This is a genomic window from Manganibacter manganicus (genome assembly GCF_002075885.1).
Lineage (GTDB): Bacteria > Pseudomonadota > Alphaproteobacteria > Rhizobiales > Rhizobiaceae > Mesorhizobium > Mesorhizobium manganicum.
In genome coordinates this window covers 37,863-52,155 of sequence record NZ_MDET01000019.1, presented here as the reverse complement: position 1 = coordinate 52,155, position 14,293 = coordinate 37,863, and the positions used below count along the sequence as shown (strand labels likewise).

15 protein-coding genes are annotated in these 14,293 nt (G+C 62.4%); 5 read left to right on the top strand and 10 right to left on the bottom strand.

Annotation, left to right across the window (positions count from 1 at the left end; genetic code table 11):
- Positions 1-39: 39 nt before the first annotated feature.
- The 4 genes from BFN67_RS13125 to BFN67_RS13110 all read right to left on the bottom strand — a co-directional run bounded on the left by BFN67_RS13125 (position 40) and on the right by BFN67_RS13110 (position 3,276).
- Positions 40-978, bottom strand: a complete 939-nt coding sequence (locus BFN67_RS13125; RefSeq protein WP_080920017.1) for a c-type cytochrome — start codon at positions 976-978, stop codon at positions 40-42.
- A 9-nt stretch (positions 979-987) separates the two neighbouring features.
- Positions 988-1,425: a c-type cytochrome gene (locus BFN67_RS13120; RefSeq protein ID WP_080920053.1), complete on the bottom strand. Its 438-nt coding sequence runs from the start codon at positions 1,423-1,425 to the stop codon at positions 988-990.
- A 261-nt stretch (positions 1,426-1,686) separates the two neighbouring features.
- Positions 1,687-2,289 (bottom strand): superoxide dismutase, encoded by a 603-nt coding sequence (locus BFN67_RS13115; protein WP_080920016.1) that lies wholly within the window; start codon positions 2,287-2,289, stop codon positions 1,687-1,689.
- 102 nt (positions 2,290-2,391) lie between these two features.
- Positions 2,392-3,276 carry a branched-chain amino acid aminotransferase gene (locus BFN67_RS13110; RefSeq protein ID WP_080920052.1) on the bottom strand — a complete coding sequence of 295 codons (885 nt, stop codon included), beginning with the start codon at positions 3,274-3,276 and terminating at the stop codon, positions 2,392-2,394.
- Between the two features lie 163 nt (positions 3,277-3,439).
- On the opposite strand from BFN67_RS13110, the gene BFN67_RS13105 reads away from it, so the two are divergent.
- Together BFN67_RS13105 and BFN67_RS13100 are read left to right on the top strand one after the other, a co-directional pair.
- The gene (locus BFN67_RS13105) at positions 3,440-4,105 is read left to right on the top strand and encodes a haloacid dehalogenase type II (RefSeq protein WP_080920051.1); all 666 of its coding nucleotides are present in this window, start codon (positions 3,440-3,442) and stop codon (positions 4,103-4,105) included.
- A gap of 273 nt (positions 4,106-4,378) precedes the next feature.
- Positions 4,379-5,167 carry a L,D-transpeptidase gene (locus BFN67_RS13100; protein ID WP_080920015.1) on the top strand — a complete coding sequence of 263 codons (789 nt, stop codon included), beginning with the start codon at positions 4,379-4,381 and terminating at the stop codon, positions 5,165-5,167.
- A gap of 195 nt (positions 5,168-5,362) precedes the next feature.
- On the opposite strand, the gene BFN67_RS13095 is transcribed toward BFN67_RS13100, so the two are convergent.
- Positions 5,363-6,868 carry a helicase HerA-like C-terminal domain-containing protein gene (locus BFN67_RS13095; RefSeq protein WP_080920050.1) on the bottom strand — a complete coding sequence of 502 codons (1,506 nt, stop codon included), beginning with the start codon at positions 6,866-6,868 and terminating at the stop codon, positions 5,363-5,365.
- Positions 6,869-7,034: 166 nt separating this feature from the next.
- Between BFN67_RS13095 and BFN67_RS13090 the strand changes: the two genes are divergently transcribed.
- Positions 7,035-8,519 carry a methylmalonyl-CoA mutase subunit beta gene (locus BFN67_RS13090; protein ID WP_080920014.1) on the top strand — a complete coding sequence of 495 codons (1,485 nt, stop codon included), beginning with the start codon at positions 7,035-7,037 and terminating at the stop codon, positions 8,517-8,519.
- A complete protein-coding gene (gene scpA, locus BFN67_RS13085; RefSeq protein ID WP_080920013.1) occupies positions 8,516-10,633 on the top strand; it encodes a methylmalonyl-CoA mutase in 2,118 nt (705 codons plus the stop codon). Before BFN67_RS13090 ends, scpA begins: the two co-directional genes overlap by 4 nt.
- An 84-nt stretch (positions 10,634-10,717) precedes the next feature.
- On the opposite strand, the gene BFN67_RS13080 is transcribed toward scpA, so the two are convergent.
- On the bottom strand, positions 10,718-11,209 hold the full coding sequence (locus BFN67_RS13080; RefSeq protein ID WP_080920012.1) for a hypothetical protein: 492 nt from the start codon (positions 11,207-11,209) through the stop codon (positions 10,718-10,720).
- 66 nt (positions 11,210-11,275) lie between these two features.
- Positions 11,276-11,698 carry an organic hydroperoxide resistance protein gene (locus BFN67_RS13075; RefSeq protein WP_080920011.1) on the bottom strand — a complete coding sequence of 141 codons (423 nt, stop codon included), beginning with the start codon at positions 11,696-11,698 and terminating at the stop codon, positions 11,276-11,278.
- A gap of 124 nt (positions 11,699-11,822) precedes the next feature.
- On the opposite strand from BFN67_RS13075, the gene BFN67_RS13070 reads away from it, so the two are divergent.
- Entirely contained in the window at positions 11,823-12,260 is a 438-nt protein-coding gene (locus BFN67_RS13070; protein WP_080920010.1) for a MarR family winged helix-turn-helix transcriptional regulator, read from the top strand.
- Between the two features lie 188 nt (positions 12,261-12,448).
- Here BFN67_RS13070 and greA read toward each other — a convergent pair whose 3' ends face one another.
- The 3 genes from greA to BFN67_RS13060 all read right to left on the bottom strand — a co-directional run bounded on the left by greA (position 12,449) and on the right by BFN67_RS13060 (position 14,278).
- On the bottom strand, positions 12,449-12,922 hold the full coding sequence (gene greA / locus BFN67_RS13065; protein ID WP_080920009.1) for a transcription elongation factor GreA: 474 nt from the start codon (positions 12,920-12,922) through the stop codon (positions 12,449-12,451).
- Positions 12,923-13,062: 140 nt separating this feature from the next.
- A complete protein-coding gene (locus BFN67_RS24350; protein ID WP_158083514.1) occupies positions 13,063-13,230 on the bottom strand; it encodes a hypothetical protein in 168 nt (55 codons plus the stop codon).
- Between the two features lie 34 nt (positions 13,231-13,264).
- Positions 13,265-14,278 carry an asparaginase gene (locus BFN67_RS13060; RefSeq protein ID WP_080920008.1) on the bottom strand — a complete coding sequence of 338 codons (1,014 nt, stop codon included), beginning with the start codon at positions 14,276-14,278 and terminating at the stop codon, positions 13,265-13,267.
- Positions 14,279-14,293 lie beyond the last annotated feature (15 nt).

The following is a 14,293-nucleotide window of genomic DNA, read 5'->3' as shown; positions in this document are numbered from 1 at the left end:
ACTGTCGGCTTTTTACCCCCTCTGGCCGGCCGCCATCTTTCATTTCCGTGCCGGATAGCCGTTCGGATGAGGCGGGATGGCCTTGAGATAGGCGGCGATCGCCGCGCGGTCGTCCGGCGTCAGCCTGGCCATGTTTTCCTGCACATCCACCATCGCGCCGCCGACCGTGTCGAAGTCCGGCGTGAAGCCGGTTTCGAGATAGCTGGCGATGTCGGCGGCCGACCAGTCTTCGATGCCGCCCGGACCGGTGGTGATGTTGGGTATGATCCCCTCGCCCTCGGCGGCAACGGCGCCGGCCAGCCATTCGCCTTTTCTGCTGCCGCCGCCCGCATCGCGTGGCGTGTGACATTCGCCGCAATGCCCCGGCCCTTCGACCAGATAGCGGCCGGCAAGAACCACATCCGGCGTGCCGGCGGCAAATTCGATCACCGGCTTGTCGCTGAGGTAGAGCCGCTTCCATAAGCCGACGCCACGGCGAATGTTGAAGGGAAAGCCCAGTTTGTGGGGCGGCGCTTTGCCCGAAACGGCGGGCAATGTCTGCATGAAGACATAGAGGTCGGCGACGTCGGACGGCTTCATGCGCGCATAGGACGGATAGGGAAAAGCCGGGTACAGGTTTTCGCCCGAAGGGCCGACGCCCTTCAACATGGCGTTGGCGAAATCCGCTATCGACCAGGCGCCAATTCCGTCATTCTCGTCCTGCGAGATATTGGGCGCGACGAAGGTGCCGAAGGCGGTCTTGAGTTCCAGTCCGCCGCCGAGTTGCAGCCGTTCGTCGTCTTTGGCGCCCGGCTTGGCATGGCATGAGGTGCAACCGCCGGCGTTAAAGATGCGCTCGCCCTTCGCGGCATCGCCGGGACCGAGTTGCGCCAGCGTATCACGATCGAGCTTGACCGGCGCCGACAGCACCCAGCCCGCAACCGCGCAGCCGGCCACGACGACTGCCGCCGTGCCGGCCAGTTTCTTCAGCCAGGCCATGAGCCGAAATCAGCTTTTCTTGATACGATAGGCCTTGTGGCAGGCTCCACATTCGCCGCCGATGGTGCCCATCGTGGCCTTGAGCGCATCGAGATCGCCTGGCGGTGCCGCGACCGCGCCCTTGACGGCGTCGAGATATTTCTCCTCCGCTGCCTTGAAGCCGGAAAAATCCTCCCAGATCTTCGGCGAGGCGGTGGTGTCCCCCTCCAGGCTGCCTTCCGGGAACATGGCCTCGGCATCGAATTTCTCGGCATTGGCCTCAAGGCCCTTCAACGCCGTAAGCACGGCGGCGGCGTCGAAATCGGTTTCGCCCTTGGCCATCTGGCCCATCTGCTTAACCAGTTTGCCGCGCTCCTTCATATATTCCTGCCGGTCGAGAATCGTGTCGGCAAAGGCGGTCGAAGCGGCGAACGAAAGCAGGGAAATGGCGAGGACAAGCTTCTTCATTCCAGAGCTCCAGTGCAGGGGAAAATCGTTTGATGTCATAAGCGGGACGAAGGTGACGGAAATCTCCGGCAATTTCCTGTCACGCTTGTGTGAAATGAATTTGACCATGACCGGATAGACAAGAGAAACCCCGGCGAACCGGGGTTTTCACCATTAGAGCGCCGTGCGTTCAATTGAACGCACAAAGGACGCTCTAACACTTTGATGGAGCATCGGAACAACCCGAAAACCGGATTCCACTTTTCGGTCCGATGCTCTAGATCAGGCGGTCGCCTTTTCGTAACATTCGAGCACGTAATCCCAGTTGATGAGATTATCGATGAAGGCCTCGAGATATTTCGGCCGCGCATTGCGGTAGTCGATGTAATAGGAGTGTTCCCATACGTCGACGCCGAGGATCGGCTTCGCGCCATGGACCAGCGGATTCTCGCCATTCGGCGTCTTGCCGACATGGAGCTTGCCGTCCTTGACGGCCACCCAGGCCCAGCCCGAACCGAACTGCGTCGCGCCGGCGGCGGCGAAATCGGCCTTGAACTTGTCATAGCCGCCGAGGTCGGAATCGAAGGCCTTCTGCAACTTGCCCGGCAGCTTGTTGCCGCCGCCGCCTTTCCTCATCCACTTCCAGAAATGGACGTGGTTGTAGTGCTGGGCGGCATTGTTGAACAGGCCGGGATTCTTGCCGAAGGATTCCTTGATGATGTCTTCCAGCGACTTGCCTTCCATCCCTGCTTCGGCGGCCAGCTTGTTGCCGTTGTCGACATAGGCCTTGTGGTGCTTGTCATGGTGATATTCCAGCGTCTCCTTCGACATATAAGGCTGCAACGCCTCGTAATCGTAAGGCAGGGCGGGTAGTTCGAAAGCCATGGATATTACTCCCTCATGGAAAAATTCGGCATCAGTACTGTTCTAACATAGGTCCCGTTCCGGCTTGAGCAACCATGGAACGCGGAAACCTTTTGCTCTTTTTCAGGCTCGGGCGACAGGCGTCGAATGCGCCCACTCCCAATAAAGCTCGCGCGCCTTGCGGGCCACCGGCCCGGCCTGCAATTCGCGCTCTTCGATGCGGGTGACCGGCACGATCTTGGAATGGTTGCCGGTGGAGAAAATCTCGTCGGCTTCGAGGAAGTCGCGCACCGTCAGCGCCTTTTCGGTGGTGCGGAAACCGTAGTCGTCGAGCAACGCTATGGTACGGGCGCGCGTGATGCCCGACAGGAAGGTGCCGTTGGCCGCCGGCGTAAAGACATGGCCGTCCTTGACGATGAAGACGTTGGACGCGCCCGTCTCCGCGACATTGCCCAGCATGTCCAGAACCAGCGCATTGTCGAAGCCGCGCAGCCTGGCTTCCATGATGGCGCGGGCATTGTTGGGATAGAGACAGCCGGCCTTGGCGTTGGTCGGCATGGTTTCCAGCGTCGGGCGGCGGAACGGCGAGACACTGACGGAAAAGCCCGATGGCGGGTCCATCGGCGATTCGTAGAGGCACAGGCAAAAGCGGGTCGAGGCGGGATCGGCCGGAACGCCCATATAGCCGCCATGCTCGGCCCAATACATCGGCCGGATATAGACCGGCGTCTGGCCATCGAATTTCTTCAGCCCGTCAAGCGTCAGCCCGACAATCTCCTCGGGGCTCGCCGTCGGTTTCAGGCCAAGCGCGATCGCCGATTGGTTGACGCGCGCGGCGTGCAGGTCGAGGTCGGGCGCGACGCCCTCGAACCAGCGCGCGCCGTCAAACACGCTCGATCCCAGCCACATGACATGGCTGCGCGGCCCGACGACCGCGACATTGCCCTCATGCCAATCGCCATCCACAAAGGTCCATGTCGTCGAAAGGGCGGCTTTTGCCAAGGTCATCGCAGCTTCCATCTGAATCGCCCTATTGGAAAATCTTTGCGGCGCGGCGTCAATCGTCATCGGCGCGGATTTGTTGAGGCCAGCCCGCACGACAGCCCTCGACCAAACGGCCGAATGGCGATCGGGGCTTGCGTTCGCCTCACGCGGGCATCACAAATGCGTCATGCAAAATGCTTCAGCCTTCGTCTTCGATGCCTACGGAACCCTGTTCGACGTGCACGCGGCGGTACGCCGCCATGCCGGCGCCATCGGTCCGGACGGGCCTTTGCTTTCGGAAATCTGGCGGGCAAAGCAGCTTGAATATTCCTGGGTGCGCACGCTGATGGGCGCCTATGCCGACTTCTGGCAACTGACCGAGCAGGCGCTCGATTTCGCCTTCGCCAAGGTCCCCTCAGCCGATCCGGCGCTGCGTCCGCAACTGCTCGAAGCCTATCGGCATCTCGACTGCTATCCGGAAGTGCCGGGCGTTCTCAAGGCGCTGAAATCGGGCGGCGCAAAGCTTGCCATCCTATCCAACGGCACGCCGCAAATGCTTGAATCGGCTGTCAAATCCGCCGCACTGGACCACATCATCGACGATGTGTTTTCGGTCGATGCGGTGGGCCGTTTCAAGACCGATCCGGCCGTCTATGAAATCGTCACCAACGCCTGGCGGCTCTATCCCAAGGCGATCTCCTTCCAGTCGTCCAACCGCTGGGACGTGGCGGGAGCTGCAAAGGCGGGCTTCCAGACGGTGTGGATCAACCGCAGCGGCCAGCCGGAAGAGTATGGCGATCTTGCCCCCAATCTCATCCTGCCATCGCTCGAAGGCCTGGTGAGCGCCGGCTGAGCCGACTGTTACCAAATCGCAACAGGTGTGGCGCTTTCGCAGCCATGCCTCCGTTTGTCCACCTTAAGGCCAGAATTGGCGCCGCCTATCGCTGCATCCTATCGGGGAAACTCATGCGCGGTTCGCGCGTTCACTTCTTCTACCGATACCGACGACCGGAGCGGGACTACTGAAAACAGAATCGTCAGAACTGCTCCATCTATTTGTTTTTACGCATTTGGGAACGCAAAACCGCATCGCAGTTTTGCTGGAAATGCTCTGGAAAAGGCCATCATGTTGAAATCTCCCCTGTCCTCACCCGTGCTCAGCCGGCGCGCTTTCCTCAACACGGCAGCTCTTGGCGTTGCCTCCGCTGCGGTTTCGGCCTGCACCACGGTGAACAGCCCGCCGCCGCAGATCGAACCGGTCGAGCCGGAACTCGGCGGCTACGAAACGATGTATGGCCCGGTGCTCGACAATGGCTACGACATTCCGGCCGTGCCGTTCCGCAAGATCGACAAGCAGTTCCTGCGCCAGATCGTGCCCGACCCGACCGGCGCGCGGCCCGGAACCATCGTGGTCGATACCAATGGCCACCATCTTTATCTGGTGCGCGAGAATGGCCAGGCGATCCGCTACGGCGTCGGACTTGGCCGCGCCGGTTTCGCATGGTCGGGCGACGCCATCGTGCAATACAAGCGCCAATGGCCGAAATGGACGCCGCCGGCGGAGATGATCGCACGGCAGCCGGAATTGCAGAAATACAGCGCCGCTAATGGCGGCATGCCTCCGGGGCTCGACAATCCGCTCGGCGCGCGCGCGCTCTATCTGTTCCAGAACGGCGAGGATACGCTCTACCGCCTGCACGGTTCGCCGGAATGGTGGTCGATCGGCAAATCCGTCTCATCCGGCTGCGTGCGCCTGATCAACCAGGACATCATCGATCTCTACAGCCGCGTGCCGGCCAAGACGCCGGTGATCGTCACCGCCGGCGTCGGGCAGCCGATGGCGGAAAATCTCGGCCCTGTCGAGCAAGGCATGCCGATCGACAATGGCGCGCCGTCGAACTACGGCTGGTTCTGATCCTGACCGGCAGGGCGCTGCGAACACAGCGCCCTGCCCACCAGAGCGCCACGTTTTCAACTGGAAAGACAAAGGGCGCCGCAAGTTCTTTTTGTCGCATGATCTTATCCGAAAAGTCTGCAACTTTTCGGGATCAGGCGGCTTTCCCCACGCATGATCTTATCCGAAAAGTCTGCAACTTTTCGGGATCAGGCTTTAGCGCCCTTTGGAAAAGCTGCCCAATATGCCGCGCACGATGGCCCGGCCGAGCGCCGTGCCGACCGAACGCATCACCGATTTGACCGTCGCTTCGGCGACACTTTGCCGGCCGGACGAACCGCCGCCGAAGCCCGGTATGGTCCAGCCGGAACCGTCATCCTCCTTGGCCTGCTTGGCCTCACCGGCCGCTTCAGCCGCGGCCTTGGCCTTCTTTTGCAGCATTTCGAAAGCGGATTCGCGATCCGCGGCCTGATCATACTGCCCGGCGACAGGGCTATCCTGCATGATCTTCTGCCGCTCCTGCGGCGTGATCGGCCCAAGCCGCGACGAGGGCGGGCGGATCAGCGTGCGCTGCACGACAGAGGGCACGCCCTTGGCCTCCAGCGTCGACACCAGAGCCTCGCCGGTGCCGAGCTGGGTGATCGCCTTGGCGCAATCGAAATCGGGATTGGGGCGGAAGGTCTCAGCCGCCGTCTTGACCGCCTGCTGCTCGCGCGGGGTGTAGGCGCGAAGCGCATGCTGGACGCGGTTGCCAAGCTGCGCCAGCACCGTCTCCGGCACATCGATCGGGTTTTGCGTGACGAAATAGACGCCGACGCCCTTGGAGCGGATCAACCGCACGGTGCGCTCGATGCGCTCGATCAACGCCTTGGGCGCGTCGTCGAACAGGAGATGGGCCTCGTCGAAGAAGAACACCAGTTTCGGTTTGTCGGGATCGCCGATCTCGGGCAATTCCTCGAACAGCTCCGACATCAGCCACAGAAGGAACGTCGCGTAAAGGCGCGGGCTCGCCATCAGTTTGTCGGCCGCCAGCACGTTGATGATGCCTCGCCCGTCGCGGCCGGTGCGCATCAGGTCGGCAATGCGCAGCGCCGGCTCGCCGAAGAAATGCGCCCCGCCCTGCTGCTCCAGGATCAGCAACGAGCGTTGGATCGCCCCCACCGACTGCTTGCTGACATTGCCGTAGCGCGCCGAAACCTCTGTCGAGCGTTCGGCCAGGCTGGCCAGCAGCGCCTGCAGATCCTTCATGTCGAGCAACAGCAGGCCTTCCTCGTCGGCGATGCGGAAGGCGATGTTCATCACGCCCTCCTGCGCTTCGGTCAGGTCCATCAGCCGCGATAGAAGCAGCGGCCCCATTTCGGAAATCGTGGCGCGGATCGGGTGCCCCTGTTCGCCGAACAGGTCCCAGAAGACGACCGGAAACTGCTCGAACGTATAGGGATCGAGCTTGATCTGCGCGGCGCGCTTGACCAGCGGCTCATCGGCCGTGCCGGGCATGGCGATACCCGAGAGGTCGCCCTTGATGTCGGCGCAGAACACCGGCACGCCGGCGTTGGAAAACGCCTCGGCCATGATCTGCAACGAGACCGTCTTGCCGGTGCCGGTAGCGCCCGTCACCAGCCCGTGCCGGTTGCCGTAGCGCAGCAGAAGATGCTCGGGGCGCTGGTAGCTGTCATCCGGTTTGCGGCTGGCGCCGAGAAAGATGCTGTCGTTACTGGCCATCTGCGGTTCACGCCTCTCCATATTCTACAGGTGGATCAAATCTATAGAGGCATGACGGGAAAATCAAAGCGGCGGGTGCCGCATCCGCCATCTGTTGCATTGCGGTACGGCACCGGGAACCCTAGAGTGAGCCCGACAAACTGCGGCTGGCAGACGAGGATGGCGAATGGGCGCGGAAGCCTTGAGCGACGACGAGGAACGGGTCGAGGGGCAAAGCCCGGATAGCGGGCGGGCGCGCTGGCTCGCTTTGGTGGAAAAGGCGCTGTCCGGCGCTCCGGCCGACACATTGACTTCGCATACCGACGACGGCATCGCCATCCAACCGCTTTATCCGCGCGCGCAGGGCGCCCAGGCCAATATCCGCGCCGATACGGCACGATCCTGGGCGATCTGCCAGCGCATCGACGACCCAGACCCGGAGCGGGCGGCGGCACAGGCCGCCGAGGACATCGCGCAGGGCGCGACCGGCCTGGCGCTGGTGTTCGACGGCGCGCCCAACGGCTTCGGCTATGGCCTGCCGAATGGCGCTGCGACGCTGGAAAAGGTTTTGGCCGGCGTGCCGCTGAACCAGGTGCATCTGCGCGTCGACGTGCATCCGTCCAGCCGCGCCATGGCCGACTGGCTGGTGGCGCTGCTCACCCAGCGGCGGGCCGACCCGGCCAAGCTCAGCATCTCCTTCGGCATCGACCCGGCCGCGACCTTCGCGTCCTCCGGCCGGTTGCGCATGTCGATCGAAGCCTTGCAGGCCTCGATGCCGCAGTCGTTGGCGCATTTCTTCGCCATGGGAATGCCCGGCGTTCTGCTGGAGGCCGACGGGCGCGTATTCCACAATGCCGGCGCCACCGAGGCGCAGGAACTGGGCATCATGCTGGCCTCGGCGGTGGCGCATCTCAGGCTGTTCGAGGAAGCCCGGCAGGCGCTGATTTATGCCGCGCCGCATATCGGCTTCGCGCTCAGCGTCGATCAGGACCAGTTCCTTTCCATAGCCAAGATCAGGGCCATGCGCCGGCTGTGGGCGCGCGCGCAGGAAAGCTGCTCGATCGAGCCCGCCGCCGCCAATATCCACGCAGAAACCTCCTTCCGCATGATGACGAAGGCCGACAGCGAAACCAACATATTGCGCAACACCATTGCCTGCTTCGCCGCCGCGACCGGCGGCGCCGACACGATTTCCGTGCTGCCGCACACCATCGCCCACGGTCTGCCGGCGGGCTTTGCCCGGCGCGTCGCCCGCAACACCCAGCTCATCATGGCCAGGGAAAGCCATATCGGCCATGTTCTCGACCCCGCACACGGCGCAGGCGGCGTCGAGGCGCTGACGGAAGCCCTGTGCGAAAAGGCATGGGCGGAATTCCAGGCGATCGAGGCCGAAGGCGGCGTTCTCGCCAGCCTGCATTACGGGCACATCCAGCGCCGCATCACCGAGGCCAGACACCAGCGCGAAGCCGCCTACCGCAGCGGCGAGAAGGCGATTGTCGGCACCACGCTCTACCCGCTGAAGGCCGAACGGGCGGTCGAGACGCTGCCGGCGGAGCGCCACCCTGCCCCCACCGACGGCACGGTATTTTGCGAAGCGTTGCCGCCGGCGCGCATCAGCGCGATTTTCGAGGCGGATTCGGGCGAGGCGCGGCCGAGGGAGTTCCAGCAATGATCCCCGATTTCAGCGACATTGCGTGGTCGTCGCCCAGGCCATTGCCGGTCAGGGCGGAAGGCACATGGCAGACACCCGAGGGCATCGCCATCAAACGGCTTTATGGCGATTCCGATCTCGCGGGGCTTTCCAATCTTGACACCTATCCCGGCGTCGCGCCCTATATTCGCGGCCCCTACCCGACCATGTATGTGCAAAAGCCGTGGACGATCCGCCAATATGCCGGTTTCTCGACGGCGGAGGATTCCAACGCCTTTTACCGGCGCAACCTTGCCGCCGGCCAGAAAGGCCTGTCCATCGCCTTCGATCTCGCCACCCATCGCGGCTATGATTCGGACCATCCGCGCGTTGCCGGCGATGTCGGCATGGCGGGCGTCGCCATCGATTCCATTCTCGACATGCGCCAGTTGTTCGACGGCATCCCGCTCGACGAGATGACCGTTTCGATGACCATGAACGGCGCGGTGCTGCCGATCCTGGCGCTCTATATCGTCGCGGCGGAAGAACAGGGCGTGGCGCAGAAGGACCTCGCCGGCACCATCCAGAACGACATTCTCAAGGAGTTCATGGTCCGCAACACCTATATCTATCCGCCGAAACCGTCGATGCGGATCGTGTCGGACATCTTCTCCTACACCTCGCGGCATATGCCGAAGTTCAATTCGATCTCGATCTCCGGCTATCACATGCAGGAAGCCGGCGCGACGGCCGACCTGGAACTGGCCTACACCATTGCCGACGGCATCGAATATGCCCGCGCCGGCGTCGCCGCCGGGCTCGATATCGACAAATTCGCGCCGCGGCTCTCCTTCTTCTGGGCCATCGGCATGAACACCTTCATGGAGATCGCCAAGCTGCGGGCGGCGCGGCTGATCTGGTCGCAACTGATGCAGAAGAACTTTGCGCCGAAAGATCCGCGCTCGCGCTCGCTGCGTACGCATTGCCAGACGTCCGGCTGGTCGCTGACGGCGCAGGACCCTTACAACAACATCATGCGCACCATGATCGAGGCCATTGCCGCCACGCAGGGGCATACGCAATCGCTGCACACCAACTCCTTCGACGAGGCGCTGGCGCTGCCCACCGACAATTCGGCGCGCATCGCCCGGAACACGCAGATCGTGCTGCAAAAGGAAAGCGGCACCACCGCTATCATCGACCCGTGGGGTGGCTCCGCCTATGTCGAACGCCTGACGCATGAGCTTGCCGAACGCGCCATGGCGCATATCGAGGAGGTGGAGAAGCTCGGCGGCATGGCGGCGGCGGTCGAAAAGGGCATTCCCAAGCTGCGCATCGAAGAAGCTGCGGCGCGCACGCAGGCGCGCATCGATTCCGGCGGGCAAATCCTGGTCGGCGTCAACGCCTACCAGCCGAAGCACGACATCGAGGTGGACGTGCTCAAGATCGACAATGCCGAGGTGCGGGCGCGGCAATTGGCCAAGCTCCAGCAACTCAAGGGCACGCGCGAGGTGGGCGCGGTGGAGAGTGCGCTCGACGCGCTGACCGGCGCGGCCCAAAACGGCGAAAACCTGCTGGAATTCGCCATTCGCGCGGCGCGCGCCAAGGCGACCGTCGGCGAAATCTCATTGGCGCTGGAAAAGGTGTTCGGCCGCCACGCCGCCGCGGTACAGACGATTTCCGGCGTCTACCGCAAGGAACTGGGCGAGAGCGCAGGCATCCGCTCGCTGGAGGAAAAGCTTGCCGCCTTCGAGAAGACGGCCGGCGGCAAACCACGGATTCTGATCGCGAAAATGGGCCAGGATGGGCACGATCGCGGCCAGAAGGTCGTCGCCACCGCCTTCGCCGATCTCGGTTTCGACGTGACGGTCGGCGCCATGTTCCAGACGCCGGAGGAGATCGCCAGGCTGGCGGTCCAGAACGACGTGCACATCGTCGGCGCGTCCTCGCTCGTCGCCGGCCATCTGACCCTGATCCCCGAACTGAAGGACGCATTGAGGAAACTCGGCCGCGACGACATCCTCATCGTCGCCGGCGGTGTCATCCCGCCACAGGATCACGAGGCGGTAAAGCAGGCGGGAGCAGCCGAAATCTTCCCGCCCGGCACGGTCATACTGGAAGCCGCGGAGAGGTTGATCGACAAGTTACTGGGGTAACGGGTCGTGGCCCCATAAGCGGGAATGACCGAGGTTGGATAGGAAGGGAACTGGCGGGTTTCGTGTATTGCGACGCCAGTCTTTTTATCGCGCTCTCTTGCTGACCTTGAACTTGAAAAGATAGATAAACTGCGCGGCAAGACCGAGAACCAACATCGCCACGAGACTCGCGAGCGCGCCCTTCAGAATGGGAGAGCCTGGGTCCGCCGCGATCGGGTGGCCATCGGGAACGCGACGCAATATTTCGGAGACTGTCGGCACCATCAGCAGGAAAACCGTGAGGGTCAGGAGAAACGTCTCCAGATACCAGCGGACGCGGCCCAGGACCTGAATCCGTCCGACCGTGTAGCCGGCCAGAAGAACCAGCAGGGTGACGGCCCCGACCGCAGCCGTTTCCGGTGCCTTGGCCACCAGAAAAACCGTAAGCCCGCCAATCACCATGCAGATGAAATATACCCTGCCGGCGATGGAACGCGGGACGATCCGGCCATAGCGGAAAAGCATGTAGCCGGCGGCGGGAATGGCCGGCAGGCTGCCCAGCGTATGCAGCCAGCCGAGGGGTGTAATTCCAAACATTTTCGTTCCTTTCCGTTCACCCCGGAGCGCACGCCCTCCGGGGCACGTTCCATCGGTCGGACAGACTCAGATGATTGTCAGTTCGACATCGACGTTGTTACGTGTGGCGTTGGAGTACGGGCATGTCTGATGCGCTGCCTCGACCAGTTTTTCGGCATCGCCACGAGCAAGGCCTGGCAGGCTAATCGCCAGCGCGGCGGTGATACCGAAGCCTCCTTCGCTGCGCGGCCCGATGCCGACCGTCGCGGTGACCTCGGTGTCTTGTGGAACCCGGAGCTTCATTCCGGGGGCAACTGCCTTGAGCGCGCCGAGGAAGCAGGCTGAATAGCCGGCAGCAAAAAGCTGTTCGGGGTTTGCGCCTTCTCCACCATTGCCGCCCAATTCCCTGGGTGTCGAAAGCTCGATCTCCCGTCCACCCTCGATCCGAGATTTGCCATCTCGGCCGCCGGTGGATGTGGCCTTGGTACTATACAGAACATTGACGGACATATCGGTCTCCTGATTTTAATTATTGCGATAATATTTATCTCAATAATTTTAGGCCTAACGTATCGCCAGTTCGCTGTCCAGCTTTTTATTTGCCGCGATAAACAATTGCGTGATATGTGAGCTTATGGCCCAAAACATCCCCCTCGAACACCAGCTTTGCTTCTCGCTCTACTCTACCTCCCTGGCGGTCAGCCGGCTCTATAAGCCGCTGCTCGACGGGCTTGGCATCACCTATCCGCAGTATCTCGTGCTGAACGCCCTGTGGGAGAAGGATGGACTGAGCATCAGCACGATCGCGGCCCGGCTCGACCTTGAACCGAGCACGATCACACCTCTGGTCAAGCGCCTTGAAGCAGCTTCATTGGTGCGTCGGACCCGCAGCGCCGAGGATGAACGCAGCGTTCGGGTCAATCTGACCGATCAAGGCAAGGCGCTCAGTGAGCAGAGCCGCTGTCTTGGAGAGACGCTTTTCGCCAAGGCAGGTATGACGGCAAAAGAGATGATCGCTCTCAATCAGGAAGTCCGTCGCCTGCGTGCCGCCCTGACCGCGGAGGCGAAGTGATCACCCGCCGCCGAAGCAACTCAATCGATCGACGAAGACGCGCAAATCGGGATAGGCCGCTTGCGGTCTTTTGCCGCCAGGCTGGACTTGAAAGAACAGCGGCGTGAGCAATCCTAACGGCGGCGGTGGGGTCGTTTGCCGACTGGCTCCGTTCACATCGCGCCAGATTCTGATCGGGGACTCACTTTTCAGCCCTTTGTCGTCAGCCCGACGATCTCCCATTCCTTGCCGTTGACGCCGACGAGATCGCCCACCGCCTTGCCGAACAGCGCCTGCGCCATCGGCGAGACATGCGAGATGGTGCCCTTGGCAGGGTCGGCTTCGTCCTCGCCGACGATGCGCCAATGCACTGTCTTGCCGTCCTCGTTTTCCAGCGTCACGACCATGCCGAAACGCACGACGTCGCTGCCGGGTTCAGGCACGGACAGTTCGGCGGTTTCGCGCCGCGCTGTCCAGTAGCGCAGGTCGCGGGAAACCGAGGCGAGGCGCTCGCGGTCCTCCTGCCGTTCAGCCTCGCCAAGTGCCTCGCGCAGTTCCGCCAGTTCGGTCTCGATCAGGGCAAGGCCGCGTTCAGTCACCAGATTCCGATGCTGGCTGACCGGCCGCTCGCCAATATCGGCAATGGCTTCATTGTCTTCTTCGCGGGTGAATGCTCTGCTCATGTCTGGCAGCTTAGGCGCGTTGCAGGGCCTTCACAACCTGCCCGACACAGTACGAGAAATCCAGCCAATATGGGCCGACAGCCCGGCGGCATGCCTGCCGACGTCGCCATTGCCAACAATATGATCGAAAAATTGCGATTTTAGCCAACATTCCCAACATTACGCGGATTGTTGGCAGCAATTGCCTGAGCGGCGGAAAAACGGCGATTTACGCGGAATTTACCTTCGAAAGCAGCCAAATTGGCGATAATATCGCCAATGAAGCGGTCAAAGGCATTGCCATGGACGACCTCAAAGACGGTGCCCATGCAGCAATGCGCAGCGGCAATGTTGCACGCAATCTCAACCTTCGGAATGCATAGCCGTCGTCGGGCGCAAGCTGGCCACGTCGATGCCGTTCCAGTTGGAAAACACCGGGTTAGCCAAGGTGTTCAGTGTGGCTGCCACGCCTTCGTCTCCCGCCAGCATCCGGGCTAAAACAGCCGCAATCATCGCTTCCGAGGCGCGTGTGGCACCGTCGTCGCATTTCAGCGCAATACCATAGCCGAGTTCCGGCAAAGCCGCGCAATAGACGCCCTCGGCCCCAGTCTTGGCGAAGATGCGCCCCGGTGCAGCTTCCATCAGCGCGATATCGGCCCGGCCTGTGCCGGAGACGAGGAACGGCTCGGCCATGCAGGCCTTGAGCAACCGCTCGGCCGCCTTGGCGCGTTGCGGCCCCAAGCCATTGCCGGAAACCATGCGCGCGAAGCCTCGCGCCAGATTGCGCAACGGCACGGCATAGGTCGGGATCGAGCAACCGTCCGTACCGCGGTTTTCCGGCCCGTGCGAAGCCTCGGTGACAGTTTCCATAGCCGAGCGCACCATCTCCTGTTCGGGATGATCGGCGCCGACATAGCCATGATGATCGAAACCTGCATGAACGCAGGTGCATAGAAAGCCGCTATGTTTGCCTGAGCAATTGTTGTGCAGCGCGCATGGCTTTGCGCCGCCACGCGTCAGCATATCGGCTGCCGCGCGGTTCGTCGGCCATTGAGTGCCGCATTCCAGCGCGCTTTCGTCGAGCCCGGCTTTCGCCAGCATGGCACGGGCGAGTTCGGCATGCGCGGCCTCACCCGAATGCGAGGCGCAGGCCAGCGCCAGTTCCCGCTGGCCGAAGCCGTAGGCATCGGCCGCGCCGCTCTCCACCAGCGGCAGTGCCTGGATAGCCTTGACCGCCGAGCGCGGAAAAACCGGGCGCTCTGTATCGCCAGTCTCCCAGACAATCCCACCATCGGCATCGGCGACGCAGACCGCGCCGCGATGCGCGCTTTCCACAATACTGCCGCGCAGCACTTCGATCAGAACCGGATTTGTCATTTGCGAATTACGCCA